Consider the following 26,228-nt stretch of genomic DNA (forward strand, 5'->3'; position numbering starts at 1 on the left):
CGTCCGATCTAGACACTCAGATGATCACTGATGAGCTGCGAGCCCTCACACACGGGTCGGCTTCAGTCACGAACCCCGCTCAACTTCGAAGAGCCAGATTGAAAGGCTGAGGTTCGGTCGTTAGGGCGGCTCGGGGTCGAGGGTCATGCCGGTGCTGGCGAAGAAGCCGGCGAGGAGGTCGGTGCGTTGCTGGCAGGCGCGTAGCCGGCGTTTGACGAGGTCAGCGAGGTGGTCGACGCCGCGGACGGCGATGTTGGTCAGGCCGCGTTTCATCCACCGCCAGACGCCCTCGGTCGGGTTGAGGTCGGGGGCGTAGGCGGGTAACCGGATCACGGTCAGCCACCTCCGGGCCGCGATCAGCTCGCGCATCCGCACGCTGATGTGGGTGTTGAGGTTGTCCCAGATCAGCACGATCGGTGCCCGCAAGCGTTGGTGGGCCTGGTCGAGGAAGGCGATGTAGTCGTCCTCGCTGAAGCTGCCACGCTCGCCTTTACGATTGCGGTGCAACCGGGTGCGCCACATCAACCGGCCGCGGTGTCCGGGCTTGAGACAGACCAGCCCGGCGATCGAGACCCGCCCGGATCCCTTGCCCGACACCGAGATCACCGGTGTGTGCCCGCGCCGGGCCCAGGTCTTGGCCACCGGCGGCCGCAGCACCTGACCCGCTTCGTCCTGGAAGCAGATCCAGGCCCCGCGTGCCGCCGCTAACCTCTTACCGACGGCCACCGCCGCCGGTGCCAGGAGGCGATCGCCGCAGGGTCGCGTTCGATCGCCCGGCGGGCGGGAACCTGCTGGCTGTAGCCGATGCGGTGCAGCAGATACGACACTCCGCGCAGCGTGTAGGTGATCGCGAAGTGGCGTTCGATCACCTCCGCGACCCTGGCCAGGGTCCAGCGAGCGTCGTCCCAGCCGTGCGCGACCGGGCCGTCATCGAGCATCTCGGCCAGCTGTTTCTGCTGGTCGGCGGAGAGTTTGCAGTCCGAGCCGCCCGGGCCGGTCGACGCCAGGGCTGCCGTCCCGCCGGCCGTCCACTGCCGACGCCACTGGCGTACAGACTTCTCGGAGACTCGCAGCTCAGACGCTATCTGCGCGGTCGTTTTGGATTCGGTGAACATGGTCGCGGCCTGGATCCGGACCTTCTCACGCCGGACCCGGGCTGCCGCGTTCATGCCACCACCAGCCGGATACCTCATCCCTCCGGCCTACCGAACCCATCGACATCGATCACGTAGACACGCCGACGGACCTCAGCTTTTCAACCTCTGTAGCCGCCTTCCTCGTCCGCGGACCGAAGCGCATAGGCTGGCTGTGGTTGACGTGTAACGAGGCCCGTGCCCCTATTCAGTGAGCCCGGTTCACCACGCCGTCGAGCTGATCGTCGCCGTACGCCGCCGAGTTGGTGAGGTGGTCGTCGTACGGACCTACCTTGGTGACCGTAGCGCCGTCACGGAACACGATTTGTAGGCCGTGCTCTGGTTCCCAATCGCACTCGCACTCGACCGAGATGTAGACGTGCCGGTCGCCGTAGGGGTCCCGACTGACTGTCGGTTCGTTTCCGAGCCGGACATGGTCAAGAACTTCGTGCGGGCTGTCCACCTCGACGTACCACTGGTCACCACCATCGGCTCGGGCCTCGTCCATGACGTCGCGGTAGTAGGCGAAGATCGAGGACGTGGCGGCGCCCAATGCTGATCGGTCGAGTGCACGAAAGGTACGGATCGCCGCGTGGAAGTCTTCTGGCACGGGGTCGTTGTCATAGCCGTCGAGGACGAATCTGCAAGCTGTTCCACCGAGCACCGCTACTGGTATCGGCGCACTGTAGTACCAACCGAGGTCGCCATCCTCGACGACCATACCGAGGCCAGGAATCTGCACATCCGTCACCGTAGTCGGGGAGGCGACGTCCTCCGTGGCGGCTTCCTCTTCCGCGATCCGCTCGTTGCGAAGCGTTGCAGGCCCTCTCGGGGCCAGCTCCGTCGACGAGTTGCCGGCAGAGTCGTAGGTGCCAGTGCCGGGCGAGGTATCTTGTTCACCGTCCAAGCGTGCCGACACGAGAACAGCGGAGATCTGCGTGGGTGCCTGGGGATTGGGCCCGTTCGACAACGACACCGCCGGCGACTGGGGCTACGAACTCAACGACGCCATCCTGAGTGGGCGACCCGCGGTCCTGCGCAAGGCCCTGACCGCGGCAGCCGATGAGACCGGCTATCTCGACTACATCCAAGCCGCCGAGGCGATAGCGGCCGCCGCGATCGTGGCGGCCCATCAACCCGGCGGCCCAACACTGGACCCTGTATACAGCCCCGACTGCCTGCGCACGGACGGCCCACTCGACATACCAGCCGACCTCATCAGCCTCTCCCTCCGCGCAATCGATCGAGTAATAGCCGAGGACTCTCACTGGCGCGAGCTATGGGAGGAAGCGGACCGGCTCGACGACGTCATCGCAGTCCTCGCGCCCGTCCGCACCGCACTCGAACCTCACTGAGGCGCTTATTTGCGAGGCTGGTCCGGCGGCGGGAGACAATTACACGCGCTTGCGCGTGACTCACAGATTCAGTGCATTGTTCTGCGGTGGTACTGGCCGTCCGCCGCGGGCGGGTGGGGGCACCGCTGGACGGTTCGCCCGAGGTGGTCTCTGAGCCCGCGGACGAACCCGCACCCGCCAGGTCCCGCTTTCACCTGTCACGGCGATGGGTGGCGGCGTCCGTGGTGGTGGTCCTGGTTGTCGTGTCCGGCGCTACCGCGTTCGTGTTGACCAGGCCCGATGGCTCCGCGTGCCTGTCGAGCCCGGCGGTGTATCCAGACTCCGCGAACGAATACGTGAACGGGATGCCGCGCGAGATCCTGGTCGAGGATCTACCCGCTCCCGGCAGACTGATGAAGGTGGGGGATCTGCTGGAGCTGGGTCATGACGCTGAAAGCAGGCATGACGTCTCGGTGCTCGGGGCGGACGACCTCGAGCCGACGGCCGACCTGCGGCCGGCGGACGGCAGGCGGCTCGTGTCGGTGTCGTTGCAGGAACGCAATATGGGGCGTTTGACGATCATTGCGCAGGTACGGAACTACACCTGGCTGTGCGACGCGGAGGGCACCTGGTATCAGCATGATCTCGCGATGACGCGGATGCTCGCGGGCGACGATCGACTCGAAAACCGGGAGAAAGTCATTCAGAAAGTGGTGTTCCAGATCCGCGCCGACGCCCGACCGGCCCTCGTCCGTACCCCCGCCAACGGCCATCGGTCGGCCACGACCGCCGATTGGGAACTCGATTGAACGCACCCCCAAGGCAACGCGGGCCCTGGCCGCCGATGGAGCCACCAAGAGAGTCTCCGGACCGTGCTCGCAGGCCATGCCTGCCCTGCGTGCCGTCGCCGATGATCGTTGCTGGAGTATTGGCCTCATGGCCGTTCTCGTGGAGATCCACGTTCCGATGACCGACGACATCGAGTGGATCGATGATATCGGGGACTACCTCATCGACCTGGAGGATGAGCTCGGGCTCGAGGAGTATGACGACGGCGAGCAGTACGGCGACGTCTACATTTTCTTCATCGCTGGGGCGAGCGAGAGGACGCTGCTGGCGGCGGCATCCAGGGTGGCGACCCGGAAGGGGGTGCCCGCGGGTGCCTTCGCCATGGTCACCACCACCGATGCCCCGCAGTTCGGGATGGGGCGCCGGGTGAACCTGCCGGTGGGAAGCCGTATCGGCTCGTAGCTGCGGGCGACCGCCGGCGCGCGCACCTGTCCGGCCACGGGCAGGTGATTGCAGGCGTGAGGATGGCCGGGACGAGGCCGGGCGGGACGATTTCACCCGGGCCGCGGCCGCGAGCCGGCCTGCTCGTGCGGTTGGTGGCGGTGCGGACCGTCGCGGTCAGTTCGGCGCGGGACTGCTGATAGCCGTGAGGGAAGGCCGTGAACTCGCGAGGGCATCGGCGACGCCATGGGCAACGAGCGGCTCCGCGGTGGGGACAGCGGGGCCCGCGCCGGGGATCCGGCGCGGGCCCTTCGGGCGGGTGGGGTCAGTTGCGGATGATCGTGAAGGTGGAGGTGGTGTTCTCGATGTCGCGCCAGTTGTTGCTCAGGCGGAGGTTGTTGAAGGTGACCGAGCCGCGGGCCGGGCCCTGGCCCGCCTCCGCCGAGGGGTTGGCCCAGATGCCGAAGCCGGACTTGGCGTCGTACTCGTCGCCGCTCTTCTGGGCGCCGCTGATCGACACGTTGGTGAAGATGGTGTCCTTGACCGGGTTCTCCGGGTTGCCGGCCCGGTCGTAGTTGGTCTGGAACATGATGCCGTGGTACGTCGGGTCGACGATGTCGACGTTGCTGACCCGGATGCCCTGGAAGACCTTCGACGCCGAGAAGACCCAGATGGCCGGGAAGGTCTGGGCGCCCCAGAAGTGGCCGCCCGCGCGGACGATCGAGATGTTGTCGAAGACGGTCGGCGGGTCGGCGCCGAAGCCGTTCATCGGGTAGCCGAAGTCCAGCGAGCTGATGGTGATGCCCGAGTAGACCAGGGTGTCGGCGATGTAGATGTTCTTGAAGGTGTTGGCGTACCCGCCGTAGACGGCGATGCCCGCGGCGCGCCAGGTGAGGGTGGTGGACAGGTTGGAGAAGACGTTGTTGATCTCGTCCGAGCCGCCCGCGTCGATCGCCGAGAACAGGGCGAAGGCGTCGTCGCCGGTGGACCGGGCGTCGTTGTTGTCGATCAGGTTGTCGGTGCTGCCGTTGGTCATGTTGACGCCGTCGGCGAACATGTCCCGGATGCGCGAGTTCTTGATGACCATGCGGTCGGTGTTCGCGCCCCAGTAGAGGCACAGCGTGTGCTCGACCCAGATGTCGTCGATGGTGATGTTGGCGACGTTGGCCAGGTCGAACACCTTGCCCGGGCCGTTGATCCGGATCGTGTAGTTGCCGAAGAACGCGAAGCTCTTGAACGTCGAGCCGTTCGCGGTGCTGTCGGCGCGGAAGCCCGCATCCGTCTCCGACTGGTTCTGCGGCGTGAAGAACCGCGTGTACCAGGGGCCGGCGCCGACGACCTGGATCGCCTTGCCGTACACCTGGAACTTGTTCGACGTCTGGTAGTCGCCCGCGGGAAGGTAGACGCCGGCCTTGCTGCCGTCCATCCGGGCCGCGTCCAGCGCTGACTGCACGGCCTGCTGGTCGAAGCCGCTCGGGACGACGAACCGGGACGGATCCGGGTTGGCGATCGGCGCGACCTGCTCGGTGTTGATGAAGTCGATCGCGATGTTCCCGCCGTTCGCCGCGTCCTTCTGCAGCTTGATCACCGTGCCGGCCGGGTACGAGCCGGTCAGCATGATGTTCGCCTCGTCGTAGATGTGCCGCGGCCCGGTGCCCGAGTTCTGCGGCGAGTCCTCGTTGCCGTAGAGCCAGGCGTACTTGGAGGTGAGCGGCAGCGTCCTGTTCAGCGAGCCGTTGACGTAGACGTTGACGGAGCTGGTCGTGTTGTCGGGGATGGAGAAGCGGGCGACCACGGTGTTGGTGGCGGCCCGGGTGGTCCACTGGACGTACGCGCCGGTCGCGTTCAGCGTGACCGCCTTGCGGCCGGACGCCTCGCCGGCCAGGTCACCGATCTTGCGGTTGGGGCCGACGACCTGGGCGCCGCCGCCGGTGGTGCCGTCCTCGGCCTCGTACATGTCGTACGGCATGTTGGCGCCGCGGCCCACGTAGAACGGCTTCTCGCCGGTGTTGTTGCCCTGCTTCACGGGCAGCTCGTTGCCGTCGTTGGCGATCACCGTCCGTACGGTGTACTTGCCGTTGACCGCCGTCCAGGTGCCGACGTTGATCGACGGCGAGGAGGCGCCGGGCGCGAGCGTGCCCGACCACGAACCGGTGAGCGTGCGTACGGGCGCACCGTTGTCGCCGAGGATCGTGACGGTGACGCCGTGCGCGCCGCCCGCGGAGGCGGCCGTGCCCTGGTTGCGCAGCGTCACGTTGAAGGTGACCGTCTGGCCCGCGGACGGGTTCGACGGCGACCAGGTCACCACCGAGGCGACCAGGTCCGAGCTGGACACCGGCGCCACGACCAGGCTGCTCGGGGCGGTGTACGAGTTGTTCGCGTCGTTCTGCTCGATGACCGTGTTCGCCTCGTCCACGACGGCGCTCAGGGCGTACGTGCCCGCGTCCCGCGCGCCGATGTTCGCGGTCACCGTGGCGGACGCCCCGGCGGCGAGGGCACCGACGTTCGCGCTGCCGGCTCTGGTCGTACCCAGGTAGAAGTTGACCGTGGTGGCCGGGCTGCCCGCCGTGCCCGCGTTGCGGACGGTGGCCGACAGGGTCACCGCGTCGGTCTCGACCGGCGCCGACGGCGCGAAGGTCAGGCCGGTGACCGTCAGGTCCGGGTTGGGTGCCGGTACGCCGATGACCTGGAACTCCGCCACCTGCCCGCTGGGCGCGCCGGTGTTGGCGGTGAAGCTGAGCCGCACGTCGGCCGCGGTCGCGCTGACCGGGATGCTGACCGTGTTGCCGCTCGCCGGGTTGAACGTGTACGTCGCCGGGTTCACCAGCGTGGTGAAGCCGGACGCGCTCTGCTCGCGGCCCAGGACCGAGAACGTCTGGGTGCGCGTACCCCAGTCGCTCGACGGGTTGAGCTTGACCACGACGGAGCTGGTGGTGGCGTTGGCGCCGAGCGACACGGTCAGGTTCGCCGGGTACGCGCTGCCCTCCCAGTACGTCGCCGTGTCGTTGTCGTTCGCGTTCGCCGCGACGAAGGTGAAGACGGTCGACGAGGCGGTGATCGGCTTCCCGACGGCCAGGTTCGTCCCGTCGGTGACGGTGCCGGTGCGGGTGACCGTGTTGCTCGCCTGCGAGACGTTGCCGGCGGCGTCCCGCGCCTTGACGTGGTACGCCACGGTCGCGCTCGCCGGCTGGTTGTCGGTGTAGGTGAGGACGTTGCCCGCGACGGTCGTCCTGAGCGAGCCGTTGGCGTACACCTCGTAGCCGGTGACGCCGACGTTGTCCGTGGAGGCGCCCCACGCGAGGCGGATCTGCCCGGCCTGCGGCTGGGTGTACGACAGCGTGCCCGGGGTGGTCGGCGCGACGGTGTCGCCCGAGGTGCCCGTACGCGTGACGGTGTTGCTGTTCGCCGACGCGTTGCCGGCCGCGTCGCGGGCCCGGACGTAGTACTGGACGGTGGCGCTGTCCGGCTGGTCGTCGAGGTACGTGAGCACGGTGCCGGCGACCGTGGTCTTGAGCGAGCCGTTGGCGTAGATCTCGTAGCCGGTCACCCCCACGTTGTCCGTCGAGGCGTTCCAGGTCAGCCGGATCTGTCCGGCCGCCGGCTGGGTGTACGCCAGCCCGGACGGCGCGCTCGGTGCCTGGGTGTCGCCCGTGGCCGGGCCGTAGACCTCCAGCTCGGAGATCTGCCCGGCCGGCCAGCCGGTGTTCGCGGTGATGTTCAGGCGCACGTAGCGCGTGGTGGCGGCGCCGAAGTCGATGGTGACGGTGTTGCCCGACGACGGGTTGAACGTGTAGCCGGCGCTCGCCTTGAGGTCGCTGAAGTTCGCGCCGGTGGTGCTGCCCTGCACCGACAGCGTCTGGGTCCGGGTCTGCCAGGCGGTGGCCGGCGGCAGCTTCAGGACGGCCTGGTTGACGGAGACGGACTGGCCGAGGTCGACCTGCAGCCACTGCGGGAAGGCGTTGTTGGCGCTCTCCCAGTAGCTGCTGGCGTTGCCGTCGCCCGCGTTGCCGGCGCCGTACACGTCGGCGAAGCTGCTGGCGCTGAAGGCCTTGCCGGCCGCCAGGTTGGGGCCCGCGGCGGCGGCCGGGGCGGCGGGGGAGACGACCTGGAGGGCGGCGGTGGTGAGGGAGGCGGCGGCGACCGCCACCATGATTCTTCGCAGTCTGGACATCAGGGCGCGCCTTCTTCCGTACGGGGGGAGCGGGGGACGGGGAGGACGGCGATCGGTGGGGCGCCGCCCTCCCCGCGACTTGCCACGAGGCCTGCCTAGGAGCCGTAGACCTCGAGCTCGGAGACCTGGCCCGCGGGCCAGCCGGTGTTGCCGGTGAACGTCAGCCGCAGGTGGCGCTGGGTGGTGGGGGCGAACGAGAGGGTGGCGGTGTTGCCCGACGACGGGTTGAACGTGTAGCCGGCGGACGCCTTGACCGTGCTGAACGCCGACCCGTCGGTCGAACCCAGGACCGACAGCGTTTGCGTACGGGTCGCCCACGCGGCCGCCGGCGGCAGCTTGAGCACGATCCGCGACACCTGCCGGCTCTGCCCGAGGTCGACCGTCAGCGACTGCGGGAAGGCGTTGTTCGCGCTCTCCCAGTACGTGGCGGCGTTGCCGTCGACGGCGTTGGCGGGGGTGTAGACGTCCACCTGGCTGGTCGCGGTGACGGGGCGGCCCGCCGCCAGGTTGCCGGTCGGCGGCGGCGTGGTCGGGTCGTTGCTGGGCGGGGTGGTGGGCCCGTTGCCCCACTGCGGCGCCGGCCACGGCCCGCAGTCCGGGGTGTCGGTGTACCAGCCGGTGTTCGTGCCGGTGCGGGTGATCTGGAAGCCCGATCCCACGCAGTTGTGGATCGGCTTCGGCTGGGCGATGCCGGTGGCCCGCACGTTGTCGAAGGTGACCTGGCTGGGCGCCTGGACCTGGAGGGCGTACGTGCCCGCCCCGGCGATGGTGACGCCGGAGAGCCGGATGCCGCTCGACTGGCCCTCGATCCAGTGCAGGGCGGCGTACGAGCTGTCCAGGATGTCGGTGTCGGTGATGTTGATCGTGGCGCCGGTGATCGGCGTGTTGAGGCCGGAGAACCAGATCGCGCCGACCCCGAAGTTCCAGTTGTAGTCGGAGTTGCCGGCCCGGATGAGGGTGTTGCGGGCCAGCGTCCAGGTGCCGGCGACCGCGGTCGGCCCCTGCACGCCCGGGTAGCGGTTGGCCACGTGGATGCCGCCGCCGTTGGTGACCGTGTCCGAGACGACGTTGTCGGTCATCACGATGTCCCGGCCGCCGTAGCTGACGAGGTTGTTGGCCAGGATCGGCGCGACCACCGTGTTGCGGGTGAACGAGTTGCCGACGTTCGGCCGGTCCTGGGCCCACATGGCCAGGCCGTCGTCGCCGGTGTTGCGGACGAAGGTGTTGGTGACCGTCGAGTTGGTGACGCCGATGTGGAAGTTCACGCCGTCGGCGGTCTGGTCGAGGATGCGACTGTTGCGGATGGTGAAGCGGTCCATCGGCCCGTCCATCCACGCGCCGACCTTGGTGTGCTGCATCCACACGTTGTCGATGGTGGAGTTGCTCATCGCGCCGCCGAACGCGTTGACCTGGTCGTCGTCGACGCGCTCGCGGATGTCGCCGATGATCGCCAGGTCGCGGACCGTGACGTTCTGGCTCGGGCCGCCGTCGGGGACGTACTTGCCGTAGATGCCCGCGGCCAGGTTGCGCTGGGTGGGGTGGCGCCCGCCGAGGACGGTGTACCAGGGCCCGGCGCCGGCCACCGTCACCCGGTCGACGATGACGTGGCTGTAGAGCGTGTAGGTGCCGCGCGGGAGGTAGACCGTGCGGCCGGAGGACGACCCGGCGTTGACCGCGGCCTGGAGCCTCGCCGTCGAGTCGGTGGCGCCGGTCGGGTCGGCGCCGTAGTCGGCCACCGCGTCGATCGCCCCGGAGGGCTTGCCGACGGGGTCCGGGACGTTCTCGAAGTCGGCCAGGTCGATGGTGAAGGAGGGGGACTGCGCGGTGGAGGAGACCTGGAGGCGGATCTTGGTGCCGGCCGCGTACGTGGTCCCGAACATGGTCCGGGCCTCGTCGTAGAAGTGGTGCGGGTTCGAGTCGCCGGGGTTGTTGTTGAACGGGTAGCCGCCGTAGAACCAGCCGTACTTCGAGGTGACCGGCACGGACTTCACGACGGTGCCGTTGGCGCGCAGGTCCAGGGAGGCGTCGCGGCCGGCGCCGTTGTTGCCGTCCGGGATGCTGTATCGGAAGGTGACGGCGTTCGCGGGCTTGGTGAGCGTGAACTCGACGTACTCGCCGACGCCGTCGAGGGTGACCGCCTCGCGGCCGGACGCCTCCGACGACAGCCGGCCGTAGAGCCGGCTGGTGCCGGTCCTCGTGCCGTTGGTGGTGGCGTTCTCGGCCTCGTGCTCGGTGAACGGCACGGTGGCACCGCGCCCGGGGATGTCGAACGGGGAGAGGCCGGCGGCCTGTGCGGGCCGGGCGGTGGTGACGACCGCGGTGGCGGCGGCGGCCACCACGGCGGCGGCGGTGAGGACGGCCAGGGAGCGGGGGACGGTGCGAGCGGCCATGGGGATGCCTTTCGTCAGGTGGCCAGGCGCAGCCAGGCGGCGGTGTCCGGGGGAAGGTCCCCGCCGTCGAGGGGGCTGCTGGTGAGCAGGACGGATCGGTGCGCCGGCAGCGGGACCGCGGCCGGAGACATGTTGAGGACGCAGGCGAAGGCGGCGCCGCGCGCGTACGCGAGCACGCCGGGCGCGCCCGGGAGCCACGTCATGTGCGGCTCGTGCAGCCCGCCCTCGGCCCTGCGCAGGGCGATGGCCGACCGGTAGAGCTCCAGCATCGAGCTCGGGTCGCCGGTCTGCGCCTGGACGGTGCGGTCCTTCCACTCGGCCGGCTGGGGGAGCCACGGCTCGGCGGTGGAGAAGCCGAACGGCGGTTCGTCGCCGCTCCACGGCAGCGGCACCCGGCAGCCGTCGCGGCTGTGCCCGCGGCGCGCGTACATGGGGTCCTGGAGCCGGTCGACCGGGATGTTCTCGTTCTCCCAGAGGCCCAGCTCCTCGCCCTGGTAGACGTAGGTGGCGCCGGGCAGGGACAGGGACAGCAGCGCGGCGGCGCGCGCCCGGCGGGTGCCCAGTTCGAGGTCCACCGGGGTGCCGTCGAGGTTGTTCTCGAAGCTGAAGGTGGTGGTGGTGCGGCCGTACCGGGTGACGTGCCGGGTGACGTCGTGGTTGGACAGCACCCAGGTGGCGGGCGCGCCGACCGCGCGGTGGGCGTCGAGCGTACGGTCGATGCACGCGCGCATCAGCTCCGGATCCCAGGCGCAGCCGAGGAAGTCGAAGTTGAACGCGGCGTGCAGCTCGTCGGGGCGCAGGTAGTTCGCGAAGCGCTCGACCTCCGGCATCCACACCTCGCCGATCAGCGCCCGGTCCGGGTAGCTGTCGGACACCCGCCGCCACGCCCGGTAGACGTCGTGCACCTCGTCGAGGTCGTGGAAGGGGTGCGGGCGGCCCTCGACGACCGCCGGGAGGGTGCGGTCCTTGAAGAGCAGGGCGGCCGAGTCGATCCGGATGCCGTCGACGCCGCGGTCGAACCAGAAGCGCAGGATGTCCTCGAACTCGGCCCGGACGGTGGGGTGCTCCCAGTTGAGGTCGGGCTGCTCGGGGGTGAACAGGTGCAGGTACCAGTCGCCGGGGGTGCCGTCCGGGTCGGTGGTGCGGGTCCAGGTCGTGCCGCCGAACTCGCCGACCCAGTCGGTGGGCATCTCGTCGCCGTGCTCGCCGCGGCCCGGCCGGAACCAGAACAGCTCGCGCTCGGGGGCGGCCGGGTCGGCCAGCGCCTTCTTGAACCAGACGTGCTCGCTGGAGAGGTGGTTCGGCACGATGTCGACGATCATCCGGATGCCGGCCGCGTGGGCCTCGCTGATCAGGGCCTCGGCCTCGGAGAGGGTGCCGAACGCCGGGTCGATGTCGCGGAAGTCGGCCACGTCGTAGCCGGCGTCGGCCATCGGCGACGGATACCAGGGGCTCATCCAGATGGCGTCGACGCCCAGGTCGGCCAGGTGGCTCAGGTGGCTGCGGATCCCGTCGATGTCGCCGATGCCGTCGCCGTCGCCGTCGGCGAAGCTGCGCGGATACACCTGGTAGATGACGGCGTCGCGCCACCAGGGACCCGGAGCGGAAATAGCCACTTTGACCTGCTTTCTGTCTGTCTGGGCGAGCGAATCCGGGCGCACGGTCCCCGGCGATCGGCGCTGATCGCCCGGTGACCGGCGGAGATCAGCCCTTCATCGAGCCCGCGGAGAGTCCGCCGATGATGCTGCGCTGGAAGATCAGGAAGACGACGATCATGGGGAGGCTGGCGATGGCCAGGCCGGCCATGAACTCCGTGGGCGGTACCTGGCTGGTGTTGGAGAGCCGGGCGAGCGCCACGCTCAGCGTCTGCGACTCCGGGTCCTGCAACACCAGCAGCGGCCAGAGGAAGTCCTTCCACATCGCGACGATGATGAAGATGGACGTCACCCCGAGCACCGGCCGGGACAGCGGCAGGATGATCGACCACAGCTGGCGCAGCTTGCCGGCGCCGTCGATCGAGGCGGCGTCGAGCAGGTCGTCGGGGATCTGGTCGAAGAAGCGCTTGAGCACGTAGACGTTGAACGCGTTGGCGGCGGCCGGCAACCACAGCGCCCACGGCGTGTTGAGCAGGTTCACGTGGAAGAGCGGCACGTCCACGACCGTCTTGTACGCCGGCACCAGCAGCGCCGCGGCCGGGAGCATGAGGCTGGCGAGCATCAGGCCCAGGACGACCTTGCCGAAGATCGGCTTGAGCTTGCTGAGGGCGTACGCGACCCCGACGTCCACGAGCAGCGAGATGAGCCAGCCGCCGGTCGCGTAGAACACGGTGTTGGTGAAGTACTTGGCGATCCGCATGTTCGTCCACGCGGTCGCGTACGTCTCCGGGTGCCACGACTCCGGGATGAAGGTCGGGGTGCTCCGCGCGAACTCGGCCGGGGACTTCACCGCGCCGGTGACCATCCAGTACAGCGGGAACAGGAACACCAGCGTGAAGACCAGCAGGGTCAGCCCGAGCACCGTGAAGTAGAGCTTGCGGTGCCGTTGCAGGTCCACGGCGGAGATGAGCGTACGGCTCGCCGTGCCGCTCGTGGAGATCCGGCGCCGGCGGGCCGGTGCGGGCGCCGGGGCGACGCCGGGCGGCGTGCGGGGCGGGGCGGTCAGGGTCATCGGGCTCTCCTCAGTCCCCGCTCCGGGTCAGCCGCAGGTACAGCGCCGAGAAGGCGCCGAGCACCACGAAGAGCAGCACGCTCATGGCGGCGGCCAGGCCGAAGTCGTTGTTGACGGTGAACGCGTAGCGGTAGACCAGCACCATCACCGTGATGGTGTCCGGGTTGGAGGTGCCGGTCAGGGCGTACGGCTCGATGAAGACCTGCATGGTCGCGATGATCTGGAGCAGCAGCAGGACCAGCATGATGAAGCGCATCTGGGGCAGGGTGACGTGCCGCAGCCGCTGCCAGATGCTCGCGCCGTCCAGTTCGGCGGCCTCGTACAGCTCGCCGGGGATGCCCTGGAGGGCGGCCAGGTACATCAGCGTCGCGCCGCCCAGGTTGGCCCAGGTGGACACGAGCACCAGGGAGATCATGGCGGTGCCGGACGACTGGGTCCACTGCGACTCGGGCAGGCCCACGCCGCGCAGCACCGTGTTGAACAGGCCGTTGCCCGGGTCGTAGAAGTACTTCCACAGCAGGACCGCGACGATCGGCGGCAGCATCACCGGCAGGTAGACCAGCACCCGGAAGTAGCCGCTGAAGTGGCGGAACTCGTTGAGCAGGACGGCGATGAAGAACGGCAGGACGAATCCGAACACCAGGGCGAGCCCGGTGAACAGCAGCGTGTTCTTCCAGGCGGTGTAGAACAGCGGATCGTCGAAGAGCGCCTTGTAGTTGTCCAGGCCCACCCAGTACGGCGGCACCACGAAGTTGTCCTGCTGGAAGCTCAGGATCACGCCCTTGACGAGCGGATACCAGGAGAAGAAGGCGAAGCAGGCCAGGCCCGCGGCCATGAACGCGTACGCCAGCAGGTTGTCGGAGATCTTGCGCCGGACCTTGGCCGCGGAGAGTACCGCCATCGTCGTTCCTTGTCTGACGGGGCCGCCGGCGGGGGTCCGCCGGCGGCCCGGTTGCTCACTTGACGGTGGACAGGATCTGGTTGACCTGCTTCTCGGCGTCGGCCAGCAGCTGGTCGACGTTCGCGTTCTTGTCGGTGAGGACCTTCTGCATCGCCACGTCGAGCGTCGCGTAGATCTGCTGCGCGTTCGGCGGCTCGAGCTTGACCGGGATCGAGGCCATGCCGGCGACGAACGGGGCGTAGTTGGCCTGCGGGACGTTCGCGTACTTCTTGTCGGCCGCGGCCTGGGTCTGCGCCGCCGCGCCGGTGAAGATCGCCGGCTCGGGCAGGCCGACGGGCTGCTTCGTCTCGCTCGACCACTTGTTCTCGGCCTCGTAGCGGTCCGCGGAGGTGAACCAGAAGGTCAGCCACTTGAGTCCGGCCTGGATCTTCTCGGGGCTCAGGCCCGCCTTGAACATGTAGCCCTCACCGCCGCCCAGGGTGCCCTTGCCGTCCGGGATCGGGCCCAGGCCGTACGTCTCGTACTTGCCCTTGTACTGGTTGACGATCGTCGGGATGTTGTCGGCGGTGGCCAGGTACATGCCGAGCTTGCCGGAGCCCATCTGCTGGAGCAGGTCGGCCCACTCGAGCAGCTGCTTCTGGCCCATCGAGTTGTCGGTCCAGCGCATGTCCTTGAGCTGCTGGAGGACCTGCTTGCCCTGGGGGCTGTTGAACACCGCCTTCCAGGTGCCGCCCTCGTTCACCGCCACCTCGCCGCCGACCGAGAACAGCTCGGTGGTGAAGTGCCAGCCGCCGGTGTTGTTCTTGCTGTAGTCGCCGTACCCGACGGTGCCGTTGCCCAGGCCGGCGATCTTCTTCGCCGCGGTCCGCACGTCCGCCCAGGTCTTCGGCGGGTTGTCCGGGTCCAGCTGGGCCTTCTTGAACAGGTCGCGGTTGTAGAGCAGACCCATCGAGTAGTTCTTGTACGGCAGGCCGTACGTGTTGCCCTTGTCGTCCTGGAAGACCCGCAGCACCTCGGGCTTGATCTGCGAGGCGATCGGGTAGTCCTTGAGGTACTTGCTGATGTCCGAGACCTGGCGCTTGGCGATCAGGCTGGCCGGGTCGGTGAAGTAGACGTAGAAGACGTCCTCGAGCTGGCCGCCGGCGAGCTTGGCCGGGAAGGTCTGCGGGTCCATCTTGCCCTCGCGGGCGTCGATCCTGATGGTCGGGTTCGCCTTCTCGAACTCGGCGACGTTGGCGAGGAAGCGGTCGTGGGTGGCCTTCTCGGTGCCCGGCGGCAGGCCGTTGATCACGAGCGTGACCTTGCCGTCCTTGGACGTCGTGGAGCCGTCGTCCCCGCCGCACGCCGCGGCCGACATGGCGACCCCGGCGACGAGCAGTAGCCCGAGGGCACTGCGCAGCCTGGTTCTGAACATGGGGGGAGCCCTTCCTGAAGGTGTGCGCGCCTATGGGTGAGTCAGAGATGTGACGTGGCTCTCGCTGCGATGTTTCGTGGCGATGACGATACAAAGACAAACGAGGTCTCGCAAGAAGTCGACCGTCAGTAGAAAAAACGCGACGCCTGTGGTGTGGGGCACACGAAGAAGGGCGGGCCCGCCGGGCCCGCCCTTCCATGAACGTGAATGTGCTGGTCAGCCGCCCGTCACGGGGCGGGCCGGGCCGGCGCGGTGGAGCCGCGGACCACCAGCTCCGGCTCGAAGAGCAGCTCGTCGGTGGTCGCCGCGGCCCCCTCGATCTGGTTCACCAGCACGTCCACCGCGGCCTGTCCCATGAGCTCGATCGGCTGGCGCACCGTGGTCAGCGGCGGGTCGGTGCACGTCATCAGCGCGCTGTCGTCGAAGCCCACCACCGACACGTCCGCCGGCACGTCCAGGCCCAGCCGGCGGGCGGCCCGGATCGAGCCCAGGGCGAGCACGTCGCTGGCGCAGATCATGCCGGTCACGCCGCGCTGGATGAGCCGGGTGGCGGCCAGCCGCGCGCTCTCCATCGAGAAGTTGGTGCGCTCGACCGGCCACTCGGCGGTGGGCTCCGTCCACCCGGCCACCTCGGCGACCGCGGCCAGCTTGCGGCGCGACGGCACGTGGTCCTCGGGGCCCAGCACCATGCCGATCCGCTCGTGCCCGAGAGAGCGCAGGTGGCCGTACGCCTGCTCGACCGCCACCGCGTCGTCGGTGGAGATGTGCGGGAAGCCGAGGTCCGCCACGCCGCCGTTGACCATGACCACGGGCATGCGGCGGTCGAGCAGCTGCTTGTAGTGGCCGTGCTCGGCGGCGGCCAGCGCGTACGAGCCGCCGGCGAAGACGACGCCGGACACCTGGTGGTCCAGGAGCATCTCGATGTAGTCGCGCTCGGGCACGCCGCCGATGGTGCGCGCGCACAGGGCCGGCGTGAAGCCGCGCTGCGCCAGCGACGCCGTGACCACCTCGGCGAGCGCCGGGAAGATCGGGTTCTGCAGCTCGGGCAGCACCAGGCCGACCAGGCGGCCCCGCTCGCCGCGCAGCTTGGTGGGTCGCTCGTAGCCCAGCACGTCCAGCGCGGTGAGCACGGACGCCCGGGTCGCCTCGGAGACGCCGCTGCGGCCGTTGAGCACCCGGCTCACGGTCGCCTCGCTGACGCCGGCTTTCTTGGCCACCTCGGCCAGACGTTTGATCACCCCGGAATCCTACGTCAGTACATTGCAAAACCTGAACTGAATCTTGCAGTGGCGGACGAATCCCTGCCGCGTCTTGCGAATGACGCCGGTTCTCGCTTGCAGCCGGGCCGATCGCCGTGAAACCCCCGCGAACTCCCGGGGCGGGATGCGATGTTGGTCAGGGCGAAGAGTGAATCTTTTTCAACGTGGGGCGGGATGCGATGAGTGAGTGGGACACCGGTGCGGGTGACTGGTCCGGCACTGCTCAGCAGGACACCGGTCGCGACTCCGTGCACCGGCTCGCGGACGTCAGCAGCGACATGGCCACCGCGACCCGCTCCGCGGTCCGGGCCGCCGAGACCGCCGTCGCCGTGATCCAGCGGCTCGACGCGAGCAGCACGGAGATCGGCAAGGTCGTGCAGCTGATCGCCACCATCGCCAAGCAGACCAATCTGCTCGCCCTGAACGCCACCATCGAGGCGGCCCGGGCGGGCGAGGCCGGCCGCGGCTTCGCGGTGGTCGCCAGCGAGGTCAAGGACCTGGCGAACGAGACGGCCACCGCGACCAACGAGATCGGCGGGCAGGTGGGCGGCATCCGTACGGACACCCAGAACGCGGTCTCCGCGATCGAGGAGATGCAGGGCCTGATCGAGGAGCTGGACCGCTGCCAGAGGGTGATCAGCGGCATCGTGGCCGAGCAGCAGGCCGGCTGAGCGGTACCGCCGCCGCGGGCGATCCGCGGCAGAATCGGGGGATGCCGACCTACACCCCGGGCGAGATCGCCGAGAAGACCGGCTTCAGCCTGGACACCCTGCGCTACTACGAGCGGATCGGGCTGCTCGACGGGATCGCGCGGACGGCCGGCGGGCAGCGCATCTTCGACGATGACGACGTCGCGTGGCTGAACATCCTGCGGTGCCTGCGCGACACCGGCATGCCGATCGCGCGGATGCGCCGCTACGCCGACCTCAGCCGGGACCCGTCGACCGCGGCCGAGCGCCGGGAGCTGCTCGAGGAGCACGACGACGCGATCACCCGGCGGATCGACGAGCTGATCCTGCGGCGCGCGCACATCCGCGAGAAGATCCGGTACTACCGGTCGCTGGACGTGCCCGTTGGGGAAGAATGAGCGGATGGCCCGACGTGCACCGCGGCGCGCTGCGGCGCCCGCTCCCGGATTCGACGAGACCGCCGCCTGCCCCTGCGGGCTCGGGCAGCCGTACGGCGAGTGCTGCGGCCCCGCCCACGACGGGCACGCGCCGGCGACGGCCGAGGGGCTGATGCGCTCCCGCTACACCGCTTTCGTGCTCGACGACGCGGCGTACGTGCTGCGCACCTGGCACCCGCAGACCCGGCCGGAGTCCGTGGAGGCCGACCCCGGCCTGCGCTGGACCGGGCTGGACGTGCTCGACGCGAGCGGCGGCGGGCTCTTCGACGCCGAGGGCGTGGTCGAGTTCCGGGCCCACTACCGCGACGGCGGGCGCCCCGGCGACATGCGCGAGCGCAGCCGCTTCGTACGCCACGACGGTCAGTGGGTGTACTGGGGTCCGATCCTTACCGGAGGCGCCCTCGCCAACCATTGACCTGGTGTGATCTCCTTCGGGGAGATCACTAGGAGGGCATCGTGTCGTCGCACCAGCGGCCGCTGGAGTCGGGCATCGTCCGCGACTTCAAGGTCAACCTGTCGTACGGGAAGTATCTGGATCTGGATCGGATCCTCACCGCGCAGCATCCGGTCAGCGTCCCGGAGCACCACGACGAACTGCTGTTCATCCTCCAGCACCAGACCTCGGAGCTCTGGCTCAAGCTGATGCTGCACGAGCTGCGCGCGGTCCGGCGCCAGCTCGCCGGCGACGACCTGCGCCCCGCGCTCAAGGGCCTGGCCCGGGTCAAGCACATCCAGCGCTGCCTGACCGAGCAGTGGTCCGTGCTGGCCACCCTGACCCCCAGCGAATACGCGGAGTTCCGCAGCTTCCTGGGCACCTCGTCGGGCTTCCAGTCGTACCAGTACCGCGCGGTGGAGTTCACGCTGGGCAACAAGGACCGGCGGATGCTGTCGATCTTCGACGACGAGCCGGCCGCCCGGGCGATGCTGGTCGAGGCGCTGGAGGCGTCGAGCGTCTACGACGAGTTCCTGCGCTACCTGTCCCGGCAGGGCCACGACGTACCGGTCGAGCTGCTCCAGCGGGACGTGACGCTGCCGTGGAAGTTCCACGCCGACCTGGTGCCGGTCTTCGTGAAGATCTACGAGAACAAGGACGAGTTCTGGGAGGCGTACGAGGCCTGCGAGGAGCTCGTCGACCTGGAGGAGAACTTCCAGCTCTGGCGCTTCCGGCACCTCAAGACGGTCGAGCGCACGATCGGGTTCAAGCAGGGCACCGGCGGCTCCAGCGGGGTGAACTTCCTGCGCCAGGCCCTCGACCTGACGTTCTTCCCGGAGCTGTACGCGGTCCGCACCGAGATCGGGGTGGCATCGTGAGCGACGACCTCCTCGAACGGGCCGAGGCGCTGGACGCCGCCGACCCGCTGGGACCGCTGCGGGACAGGTTCCTCGCCCCGGACGACTTCGACGTCGTCTCCTACCTCGACGGCAACTCGCTGGGCCGCCCGCTGCGCGCCACCGGGCAGCTGATGGGCGAGTTCATCGAGCGGCAGTGGGCGGGCCGGCTGATCCGCGGCTGGACCGACGGCTGGCTGGACTGGCCGCAGCGGCTCGGCGACCGGCTCGGCGCGGTCGCGCTCGGAGCCGCCCCCGGGCAGATCGTCGTCGCCGACTCCACCACCGTGCTGCTCTACAAGCTCGTCCGGGCCGCCGTCGACGCCCGGCCGGGCCGCCGCCGGATCGTGCTCGACACCGACAACTTCCCCACCGACCGGTACGTGTGCGAGGCGGTGGCCGCCGAGCGCGGTGCGGAGCTGGTCTGGATCGACACCGACCCGGCCGCCGGCATCACGCCCGAGCAGGTCGCCGCCGCGGTGGACGAGGACACGGCGCTGGTGCTGTTCAGCCACGTCGCGTACCGGTCGGGGTGGCTGGCCGACGCGGCGGAGATCAACCGGATCGCGCACGCCGCCGGGGCGCTGACCCTGTGGGACCTGTGCCACTCGGCCGGCTCGGTCGAGGTCGAGCTGGACGCGTGGGGTGTGGACCTCGCCGTGGGCTGCACGTACAAGTACCTCAACGGGGGGCCGGGAGCGCCGGCTTTCGGATACTTGCGGGCAGACCTGCACGAGGAGGTGCGGCAGCCGATCTGGGGCTGGATGGGTCACCGGGCCTCGTTCGAGATGGGACCGGGGCACGAGCCGGCGCCGGGGGCCCGCGCGCTGCTCAGCGGCACCCCGCCGATCCTGGGCATGGTGCCGCTGCACGCCAGCCTGGACCTGCTCGCCGAGGCGGGGATCGACGCCGTGCGGGAGAAGTCGCTGCTGCTCACCGACTACGTCATCGAGCTCGCCGACCGGTGGCTGGCGCCGTACGGCGTCGAGGTCGCCGGCCCGCGCGAGCCGGCCCGCCGCGGTGGGCACGTGACGCTGCGCCGCCCCGGCTTCGAGGAACTGCTCGAACCGCTGTGGGACCGGGGTGTGATCCCCGACTACCGGCGCCCCGACGGCCTGCGGATCGGCCCGGCGCCGCTGAGCACCGGCTTCGCCGAGGTGCACCGCGGGCTGGGCATCGTGCGGGAGCTCCTCGAGAAGCGGTCATGACCTGGCTCGTGCCCGACTCGCTGTGGTGGGACGGCCGGCTCCGGCGCGGCGAGGCGCTGCGCGGCGGGGTGACCGCCGCGGCCGGCGACCTCCCCGCCGGCGACCAGCGGCTGAGGCTGCCCGGGACGGTGCTGCCCGGGCTCGGCGACGCGCACGTGCACTCGGCCCTCGTCGACCTGGCCACGCTGCACGCCGGTGGGGTGGCGTGGGCGTGGGATCTCGGCGGCGAGCCCGGCGCGGTGGCCGCGGTGGCCGCCCGCCATCCGTGGCTGCGCTTCGCCGGGCCGTTCCTGACCGCGCCGGGCGGCTATCCCGGCGACCGGGCGTGGGCGCCGGCGGGCAGCTGCCGCGCGATCGGGTCGGCGGCCGAGGCGGCGGAGGCGGTGGCGGAGGCGCACACCGGGGGAGCGACCCTGATCAAGGTTACGGCGCACACCGGCGGGCCGGTGCCGGCACCCGCCACGATGGCCGCCGCGGTGGAGGCCGCGCACGCCCGGGGGCTGCCGGTGGTCGTGCACGCCGAGGGGCCGGGCACGGTCGCCGCCGCGTACGACTCCGGCGCCGACCTGCTCGCCCACACGCCGTGGACCGAGGAGCTCGACGCCGGGCTGGTCCGGTCCTGCGCCGGCCGGATGACCTGGATCAGCACGCTCGACATCCACGGCTACGGCACCCCCACCCCCGGGCGCGCGGTCGCGCTCGCCAACCTGCGGCGTTTCCTCGAGTACGGAGGAAAAGTGCGCTACGGCACCGACCTCGGCAACGGCCCGCTGCCCCCGGCGATCAACGCCCGGGAGATCGGCGCCCTCCAGGAGGCCGGCCTCGCCCCGGCGGACGTGCTCGCCGCGATGACCGAGCCCGGCCGCCCCGAGCTGAGCTGGATCCCGGGCGGCCTCGACCTCGAGCCGGACCGGCTCGCCGGGTCCCTGGCCACCGCGCGCGTCCTGGGCCCGGAGGTCCGGCCCCGCCAGGCCGGCTGAGGCCGGAGTGCCCACTATGGTCGATCGATGAGACACGGGGGCATGGTCCGCCTCGAACGCGGCGACGAGACGCTCATCGGCGAGGAGTCGCCGATCCGTTACCAGCTGGCCTCCGTCAGCAAGCAGTTCACCGCGGCGGCGGTCCTGCTGCTGGCCCAGGACGGGCGGCTGAGCCCGGACGACCCGCTCGACCGGTGGATCCCCGGGTGGCCCGGCGTCACCCTGCACCACCTGCTCGCGCACACCTCCGGCCTCGGGCACTGGCACGACTACCCGATGCTCGACCTCGGGACGCGGATCGAGCCCGCCGAGCTGCTCGAGACCTTCCGGTCGGTGCCGGTGGTGTCCGCGCCCGGTGCGGCCTGGCGCTACAGCAGCCCCGCGTACGTGCTCGCGGCCCACGTCGTGGAGCGCGTCGCCGGCCTGCCGTACCGGGAATTCCTCGATCAGCGGGTCTTCGGCCCGGCCGGCCTGACGGCGACGTTCGCCGGTTCCCCGGGGCAGCGCCCGGAGGTGGCGCCGGGCCACGACGAGCACGGCGCGCCGCTGCCGTCGTGGGACCTGGACGTGCTCGGCATGGGCGCGGGCGACGTCTGGTCGACGACCGGGGACATGGTCACGTGGCTGCGCCGGCTGTGGGCAGGCGACGTCCTCCGCGATCCGTGGCGCACGCTGATGCTGACCGAGCGCGCGGCGACGGGCGACACCAGGGCCCACTCCCGCGGCTACGGCTACGGCTGGTTCGTGGGCACGTACGAGGGCGAGCCCTGGTTCCACCACGACGGCCACAACGCCGGCTACAAGACCTTCGCGGCCTGCCTCCCGGAGTCGGACCGGCGCATCGTGCTGCTCAGCAACACCGAGACGCTGGACCCGCCCGCCGTCTTCGCCCTGCTCGGCCGCCTCCTCTAGAGATCCACCGTCTCGCCGGTCGTGGCGCTCATGCGGGCGGCGTCGAGGACGTCCATGGCGCGTACCGAGTCCCAGGGGTCGACCGGGAGGGGGCCCTCGCCGCGGACCGCCGCCGCGAACGCCGGGTAGAAGCTGTCCCAGCGGCCGCGCTCGCTGCGGACCGGCGCGCCGGTGTGGCCCCGGTAGAGGCGGCCCCACGCGTGCTCGGGCTCGACGCCCCAGCGGTCGCCGAGGGCGGCGGGGGAGCGGCCCGCCTTGAGGGCGGCCTCCTGCCCGTCGATGCCGTCGACGATGTACGTGCCCGTCGTCCCGGTCACCCGGAAGCGCGGGCCGGGCGCCGCCTGCCGCCAGCTGCCCCACAGGTGCGACTCGACGCCGCTCGCGTGGTGCAGGGCCACGAAGACGTCGCTGTCGAGGTCGCCGTCCGCGTGCAACTCGGCGTACACCCGGGAGACCGGGCCGAAGAGCAGGTGGGCCTGGTCGACGAGGTGCGCGCCGAAGTCCAGCAGGGTGCCGCCGCCGGCGGCCGGCGGCTGGCGGTCCGGGTCCCAGCGCTCGAAGCGGGACTCGAAGCGGCGCACCTCGCCCAGGGCGCCCTCGCCGATCAGGCGCCGCACCGTGAGCAGGTCGGAGTCGTAGCGGCGGTTCTGGTAGACGCTGAGCAGCACGCCCTTGTCCGCGGCGATCGTGGTGACCTCGCGGGCCGCCTCCGCGTCCAGGGCGAACGGCTTGTCGACCACCACGGCCAGCCCCTGCGCGATCGCCTCGCGGGCCAGCGCGGCGTGCGTGGCGGCCGGGGTGGAGATCGCGACGGCCTCCGCGCCGGCCGCGGCCAGGTCGGCGATCGAGTCGTACGCGGGCACCTCGGGATGCGCCCCGGCCAGGGCGTCGCGCCGCTCCGGGGAGCGCGTCACCACGCCCGCGAACTCGACGCCTTCCGCCGATGCCAGCAGCGGCGCGTGGAAGATTCGCCCGCCCGACCCGTACCCGACGAGACCGATTCGTGTTGCCGTCATGTTGCGGATCTTACAAACCCTGGTCCGGGACGGTCGGGCAGGCTGTTCCGTCCGGTCGTTCACGAAAGGTGAGCGGGCCGTGTCGGAAGGTTGACGACCGCCCACGCCGGGGCCCGCGCCGAGCAAACATGGCGCCATGGAGCCCGCACAGCTGGACCGCACACCCTTCGCGGACCTCGACCGGATGCCGCCCGACATGCTCGCCATGCTCGTGGCGGCGCTCGAGGCGATGTCCCGCCACCCCGAGATCCGCCGCGTGCGGGACATCGCCTGGCAGGCGCTGCGTCCCGAGCCGGGGCAGCGGCTGCTCGACGCTGGCTGCGGCGCCGGGGACATGGCCCGCGAGCTGGCGGCGGCGGTGGCGCCCGGCGGCGAGGTGGTCGCCCTGGACTACTCCGCGGCCACCCTCGCCGAGGCCCGGGCCCGGCACGCCGGCGGGGCCATCCGCTACGTGACCGGCGACGTCGGCGCGCTCGACTTCGAGGACGGCAGCTTCGACGGCGTGTGGTGCGAGCGGGTGCTCCAGCACGTCGACGACGCGGACGCCGCGATCTCGGAGCTGGCGCGGGTCACGCGTACCGGGGGCCGGATCTGCCTGCTGGACACCGACTGGGCCTCGCTGGCGTTCGACGGGGTGGACGGCACGCTGGCCGGCACGGTGCTCGGCCACCTGCACGGGCGGCTCACGCCGCGGCAGCGGGACATGGGCCGTACGCTGCGCCGCCGGCTGCTCGATCGGGGCCTCACCGACGTCCGGGCGACGCCGGTGACCTGCTTCTTCCCCGACCCGGCGTCGGCCGCGGTGGTGCTGCCGATGGTCAACCACGACGTGCCGGAGGAGAGCTGGATGACCCCGGCCGGCGTCCGCGACGAGTGGCTGGCCCAGGTCGACACCGCCGGCGCGCGCGGCGATTTCCTCGCGGTGCTCACCATCTGGGTGGCGACCGGCACAGTGTGATCGACGGTTCCGACCGATAGCATGGGTCGCCATGCCGACGTTGCAGCGCCACGACGACGTGTTCGTTCTCGACCTCGGCGAGGGCGAGAACCGCTTCCATCCCGACTGGGTCGCCGGGGTCGGCGCGGCGCTCGACGAGGTGGAGCGGGCGGAGGGTGCGCGTGCACTCGTCACCGCCGCCACGGGCAAGTATTTCTCCAACGGCCTCGACCTGGAGTGGCTGGGCGACAACCCCGGCAGGTTCACCGACTACGTCGTCTCCGTGCAGGAGCTGTTCGCGCGGGTGCTGGCGCTGCCGATGATCACCGTCGCCGCGCTGCAGGGTCACACGTTCGCCGCGGGCGCCATGCTGTCCCTGACCCACGACTTCCGGGTGATGCGGGCCGACCGCGGGTTCTGGTGCCTGCCCGAGGCGGAGATCGACATCCCGTTCAGCCCGGCCATGTCGGCGCTGATCCTGGCCCGGCTCGCGCCGCAGACCGCGCACGAGGCGATGACCACGGCCCGCCGCTACGGCGGGCCGGACGCGCTGGCGGCGGCGATCGTGGACCGCGTGGTGCCGGAGGGCGAGGTGCGCACGGCGGCGATCGAGCTCGCCGCGGCCCAGGCCGGCAAGGCCGGGCCCACGCTCGCCACGATCAAGGGCCGGATGTACGCGCCGGTGCTGGACGCGTTGCGCGACAAGAATCCGCTCGGCTGAACGGCCCGGGTCAGGGCGTGACCACCATGGCGTCCAGCAGGCGGTCCAGCGAGATGCTGGCGAAGCCGACCCGGACGTCGCTGGCGCCGTACGGCAACCAGAGGCGGTCGTCGTGCAGCACGCCGCCGCACGAGTAGACGACGTTCGGGACGTAGCCCTCCCGCTCCACCTCGTCGGGCTCCAGCAGGCCCCGGGGCAGGTCGGCGAGGACCCGTTCCGGGTGGTCGAGGTCGAGCAGCATCGCGCCGATCGCGTACCGCCGCATCGGGCCGACGCCGTGGGTCAGCACCAGCCAGCCCGCCTCGGTCTCCACCGGGGAGCCGCAGTTGCCGACCTGGATCAGGTCCCACCCGCGGTGCGGCACGAGCAGCGGCACCGCCTCCTGCCACCGGTTGGAGCCGTCGCACTCGCTGAGCCCCAGCGTCTCGCCGTCCGAGCGGCACAGCGCCAGCCGCCGCCCGTGCACCGGACGCGGGAAGAGCGCCATGCCCTTGTTGCGCGCCGCCGGTCCGCGCAGCGCCGTCACCTCGAAGTGCCGCAGGTCGCGGGAGTGCAGCATGCGCCCGCCGATCTGCCGCCCGTCGTACGCGGTGTACGTGGCCAGGTACGCCGTCCGCCCGTCCTCGTCGGCCACCTGCACGAACCGGGCGTCCTCCATGCCGTTGCTCTCGGCGGGGGTGGCGGGCCAGAGCACGCGCTGGTGCAGCGGCACCGCGGCCGGGAAGGTGACGGCGTAGTCGGTCGCCACGATCTCCCGCAGCACCGCGAGCGTGTCGCCGGTGGTGGGCCGGGCCAGCAGGGCGCCCGGCAGGTGCCCGAGCACGTCCTCGAACTCCTCGTCGGAGTAGCGCTCCGGCAGCGACCCCAGCACGCTACAGGTCAGCTCGTTGTCGATGTCCAGCTCGGCGAGGCCCGCCGCGAGCAGGTCGCGCTGGTGCCGCGCCCCGGTCCGCTCGCCGATCACCAGCGGCCCCGCCCGGTCCTCGAGCCGGAAGTCGGTGCCCGGCCCCAGCACGGCGGAGCAGAAGCCGATCGAGGAGATGTGCCCCTCGCCGATCTGCCGCAGGCTCATCGCCACCCGCAGCTGCCCGGCCTCCAGGCCGCCCTGGTCGGGGTGCGGCACCATCGACGGGTTGCACAGCGCCGCGGCCTCGACCGCGAACTCGTGGCTGAAGTAAGCGCCGATCAGCGACCGCGCGTTCGGCGACAGCTCGACGTCCGGCGGCACGCGGTGGTGCACCAGGTCGTAGTGGTGCTGGAAGGTGTCCAGCAGGTCCAGGTGGCGGCCGGCGAAGCGGGCCAGCACCTCCTCGAGCAGCCGCCCGATCTCGTCCTCGTCGAGTTGCAGGATGCGCTCGATGAGGCTGGACGCGCGGCTCTGCGCGAGCTGGGCGTCCTCGCCGGGGACGAACAGCTTGATCACCACGCGGCCGCCGTCGGGCTGCATCACGACCGGGTGGCGCTGCATGAGGGAGAGCGGTTCGAGAGCTGCGGTCATGC

24 protein-coding genes are annotated in these 26,228 nt (G+C 70.6%); 12 read left to right on the plus strand and 12 right to left on the minus strand.

What is annotated here, in order from left to right:
- Window positions 1-120: 120 nt before the first annotated feature.
- The 3 genes from CLV70_RS27485 to CLV70_RS27495 form a co-directional block, all read right to left on the minus strand.
- Window positions 121-726 carry an IS630 family transposase gene (locus CLV70_RS27485; protein WP_106129511.1) on the minus strand — a complete coding sequence of 202 codons (606 nt, stop codon included), beginning with the start codon at window positions 724-726 and terminating at the stop codon, window positions 121-123.
- On the minus strand, window positions 705-1,169 hold the full coding sequence (locus CLV70_RS27490; protein ID WP_245908494.1) for a winged helix-turn-helix domain-containing protein: 465 nt from the start codon (window positions 1,167-1,169) through the stop codon (window positions 705-707). The genes CLV70_RS27485 and CLV70_RS27490 overlap by 22 nt, the downstream gene beginning before the upstream one ends.
- 172 nt (window positions 1,170-1,341) lie before the next feature.
- The gene (locus CLV70_RS27495; RefSeq protein WP_245908495.1) at window positions 1,342-2,052 is read right to left on the minus strand and encodes a DUF6985 domain-containing protein; all 711 of its coding nucleotides are present in this window, start codon (window positions 2,050-2,052) and stop codon (window positions 1,342-1,344) included.
- A gap of 19 nt (window positions 2,053-2,071) precedes the next feature.
- On the opposite strand from CLV70_RS27495, the gene CLV70_RS27500 reads away from it, so the two are divergent.
- From CLV70_RS27500 to CLV70_RS27510, 3 genes are all read left to right on the plus strand, one after another.
- A complete protein-coding gene (locus tag CLV70_RS27500; protein ID WP_106129513.1) occupies window positions 2,072-2,488 on the plus strand; it encodes a DUF4259 domain-containing protein in 417 nt (138 codons plus the stop codon).
- Window positions 2,489-2,574: 86 nt separating this feature from the next.
- Window positions 2,575-3,276 (plus strand): hypothetical protein, encoded by a 702-nt coding sequence (locus CLV70_RS27505; protein ID WP_146164183.1) that lies wholly within the window; start codon window positions 2,575-2,577, stop codon window positions 3,274-3,276.
- A gap of 127 nt (window positions 3,277-3,403) precedes the next feature.
- Entirely contained in the window at window positions 3,404-3,718 is a 315-nt protein-coding gene (locus CLV70_RS27510) for a hypothetical protein (protein ID WP_106129515.1), read from the plus strand.
- Window positions 3,719-4,022: 304 nt separating this feature from the next.
- On the opposite strand, the gene CLV70_RS27515 is transcribed toward CLV70_RS27510, so the two are convergent.
- The 7 genes from CLV70_RS27515 to CLV70_RS27545 form a co-directional block, all read right to left on the minus strand.
- Complete coding sequence (locus CLV70_RS27515) at window positions 4,023-7,868, minus strand: discoidin domain-containing protein (protein ID WP_106129516.1); 3,846 nt, start codon at window positions 7,866-7,868, stop codon at window positions 4,023-4,025.
- A 95-nt stretch (window positions 7,869-7,963) separates the two neighbouring features.
- Window positions 7,964-10,258: a discoidin domain-containing protein gene (locus CLV70_RS27520; protein ID WP_106129517.1), complete on the minus strand. Its 2,295-nt coding sequence runs from the start codon at window positions 10,256-10,258 to the stop codon at window positions 7,964-7,966.
- 14 nt (window positions 10,259-10,272) lie between these two features.
- Entirely contained in the window at window positions 10,273-11,868 is a 1,596-nt protein-coding gene (locus CLV70_RS27525; RefSeq protein ID WP_106129684.1) for a glycoside hydrolase family 13 protein, read from the minus strand.
- A gap of 94 nt (window positions 11,869-11,962) precedes the next feature.
- Window positions 11,963-12,925, minus strand: a complete 963-nt coding sequence (locus CLV70_RS27530; RefSeq protein WP_106129518.1) for a carbohydrate ABC transporter permease — start codon at window positions 12,923-12,925, stop codon at window positions 11,963-11,965.
- 10 nt (window positions 12,926-12,935) lie between these two features.
- Window positions 12,936-13,826: a carbohydrate ABC transporter permease gene (locus tag CLV70_RS27535; protein ID WP_106129519.1), complete on the minus strand. Its 891-nt coding sequence runs from the start codon at window positions 13,824-13,826 to the stop codon at window positions 12,936-12,938.
- Window positions 13,827-13,881: 55 nt separating this feature from the next.
- On the minus strand, window positions 13,882-15,240 hold the full coding sequence (locus CLV70_RS27540; RefSeq protein WP_106129520.1) for an ABC transporter substrate-binding protein: 1,359 nt from the start codon (window positions 15,238-15,240) through the stop codon (window positions 13,882-13,884).
- Between the two features lie 227 nt (window positions 15,241-15,467).
- Complete coding sequence (locus tag CLV70_RS27545) at window positions 15,468-16,478, minus strand: LacI family DNA-binding transcriptional regulator (protein ID WP_106129521.1); 1,011 nt, start codon at window positions 16,476-16,478, stop codon at window positions 15,468-15,470.
- Window positions 16,479-16,678: 200 nt separating this feature from the next.
- Between CLV70_RS27545 and CLV70_RS41805 the strand changes: the two genes are divergently transcribed.
- From CLV70_RS41805 to CLV70_RS27580, 7 genes are all read left to right on the plus strand, one after another.
- Window positions 16,679-17,170, plus strand: a complete 492-nt coding sequence (locus CLV70_RS41805; RefSeq protein ID WP_106129522.1) for a methyl-accepting chemotaxis protein — start codon at window positions 16,679-16,681, stop codon at window positions 17,168-17,170.
- A 41-nt stretch (window positions 17,171-17,211) separates the two neighbouring features.
- Entirely contained in the window at window positions 17,212-17,586 is a 375-nt protein-coding gene (locus CLV70_RS27555; RefSeq protein ID WP_106129523.1) for a MerR family transcriptional regulator, read from the plus strand.
- 4 nt (window positions 17,587-17,590) lie between these two features.
- Window positions 17,591-18,040 (plus strand): YchJ family protein, encoded by a 450-nt coding sequence (locus CLV70_RS27560; protein WP_106129524.1) that lies wholly within the window; start codon window positions 17,591-17,593, stop codon window positions 18,038-18,040.
- Between the two features lie 41 nt (window positions 18,041-18,081).
- Window positions 18,082-18,936, plus strand: a complete 855-nt coding sequence (locus tag CLV70_RS27565) for a tryptophan 2,3-dioxygenase (protein ID WP_106129525.1) — start codon at window positions 18,082-18,084, stop codon at window positions 18,934-18,936.
- On the plus strand, window positions 18,933-20,162 hold the full coding sequence (kynU, locus tag CLV70_RS27570) for a kynureninase (protein WP_106129526.1): 1,230 nt from the start codon (window positions 18,933-18,935) through the stop codon (window positions 20,160-20,162). The genes CLV70_RS27565 and kynU overlap by 4 nt, the downstream gene beginning before the upstream one ends.
- On the plus strand, window positions 20,159-21,142 hold the full coding sequence (locus CLV70_RS27575) for an amidohydrolase family protein (protein WP_106129527.1): 984 nt from the start codon (window positions 20,159-20,161) through the stop codon (window positions 21,140-21,142). The genes kynU and CLV70_RS27575 overlap by 4 nt, the downstream gene beginning before the upstream one ends.
- Window positions 21,143-21,217: 75 nt before the next feature.
- On the plus strand, window positions 21,218-22,054 hold the full coding sequence (locus tag CLV70_RS27580; protein WP_425440237.1) for a serine hydrolase domain-containing protein: 837 nt from the start codon (window positions 21,218-21,220) through the stop codon (window positions 22,052-22,054).
- On the opposite strand, the gene CLV70_RS27585 is transcribed toward CLV70_RS27580, so the two are convergent.
- Window positions 22,051-23,070 carry a Gfo/Idh/MocA family protein gene (locus CLV70_RS27585; RefSeq protein ID WP_106129529.1) on the minus strand — a complete coding sequence of 340 codons (1,020 nt, stop codon included), beginning with the start codon at window positions 23,068-23,070 and terminating at the stop codon, window positions 22,051-22,053. The genes CLV70_RS27580 and CLV70_RS27585 overlap by 4 nt on opposite strands.
- Window positions 23,071-23,206: 136 nt before the next feature.
- Between CLV70_RS27585 and CLV70_RS27590 the strand changes: the two genes are divergently transcribed.
- The gene (locus tag CLV70_RS27590) at window positions 23,207-24,028 is read left to right on the plus strand and encodes a methyltransferase domain-containing protein (protein ID WP_106129530.1); all 822 of its coding nucleotides are present in this window, start codon (window positions 23,207-23,209) and stop codon (window positions 24,026-24,028) included.
- 31 nt (window positions 24,029-24,059) lie between these two features.
- A complete protein-coding gene (locus CLV70_RS27595) occupies window positions 24,060-24,728 on the plus strand; it encodes an enoyl-CoA hydratase-related protein (RefSeq protein ID WP_106129531.1) in 669 nt (222 codons plus the stop codon).
- Window positions 24,729-24,738: 10 nt separating this feature from the next.
- Here the strand turns inward: CLV70_RS27595 and CLV70_RS27600 are convergent, their stop codons facing one another.
- Window positions 24,739-26,226, minus strand: a complete 1,488-nt coding sequence (locus CLV70_RS27600) for a glycoside hydrolase family 130 protein (protein ID WP_106129532.1) — start codon at window positions 26,224-26,226, stop codon at window positions 24,739-24,741.
- Window positions 26,227-26,228: the final 2 nt, after the last annotated feature.

Origin of the sequence: Pseudosporangium ferrugineum (genome assembly GCF_003002065.1) — a bacterium.
GTDB classification, from domain to species: Bacteria; Actinomycetota; Actinomycetes; order Mycobacteriales; family Micromonosporaceae; genus Actinoplanes; species Actinoplanes ferrugineus_A.

Coding starts and splice junctions, on each gene's coding strand:
- CLV70_RS27530 (WP_106129518.1), bottom strand. CDS start 12,925: ATGACCCTGACCGCCCCGCCCCGCACGCCGCCCGGCGTCGCCCCGGCG.
- CLV70_RS27510 (WP_106129515.1), top strand. CDS start 3,404: ATGGCCGTTCTCGTGGAGATCCACGTTCCGATGACCGACGACATCGAG.
- CLV70_RS27540 (WP_106129520.1), bottom strand. CDS start 15,240: ATGTTCAGAACCAGGCTGCGCAGTGCCCTCGGGCTACTGCTCGTCGCC.
- CLV70_RS27520 (WP_106129517.1), bottom strand. CDS start 10,258: ATGGCCGCTCGCACCGTCCCCCGCTCCCTGGCCGTCCTCACCGCCGCC.
- CLV70_RS27560 (WP_106129524.1), top strand. CDS start 17,591: ATGGCCCGACGTGCACCGCGGCGCGCTGCGGCGCCCGCTCCCGGATTC.
- CLV70_RS27585 (WP_106129529.1), bottom strand. CDS start 23,070: ATGACGGCAACACGAATCGGTCTCGTCGGGTACGGGTCGGGCGGGCGA.
- CLV70_RS27590 (WP_106129530.1), top strand. CDS start 23,207: ATGGAGCCCGCACAGCTGGACCGCACACCCTTCGCGGACCTCGACCGG.
- CLV70_RS27555 (WP_106129523.1), top strand. CDS start 17,212: ATGCCGACCTACACCCCGGGCGAGATCGCCGAGAAGACCGGCTTCAGC.
- CLV70_RS27490 (WP_245908494.1), bottom strand. CDS start 1,169: ATGAACGCGGCAGCCCGGGTCCGGCGTGAGAAGGTCCGGATCCAGGCC.
- CLV70_RS27595 (WP_106129531.1), top strand. CDS start 24,060: ATGCCGACGTTGCAGCGCCACGACGACGTGTTCGTTCTCGACCTCGGC.
- CLV70_RS41805 (WP_106129522.1), top strand. CDS start 16,679: ATGAGTGAGTGGGACACCGGTGCGGGTGACTGGTCCGGCACTGCTCAG.
- CLV70_RS27535 (WP_106129519.1), bottom strand. CDS start 13,826: ATGGCGGTACTCTCCGCGGCCAAGGTCCGGCGCAAGATCTCCGACAAC.
- CLV70_RS27600 (WP_106129532.1), bottom strand. CDS start 26,226: ATGACCGCAGCTCTCGAACCGCTCTCCCTCATGCAGCGCCACCCGGTC.
- CLV70_RS27515 (WP_106129516.1), bottom strand. CDS start 7,868: ATGTCCAGACTGCGAAGAATCATGGTGGCGGTCGCCGCCGCCTCCCTC.
- CLV70_RS27575 (WP_106129527.1), top strand. CDS start 20,159: ATGACCTGGCTCGTGCCCGACTCGCTGTGGTGGGACGGCCGGCTCCGG.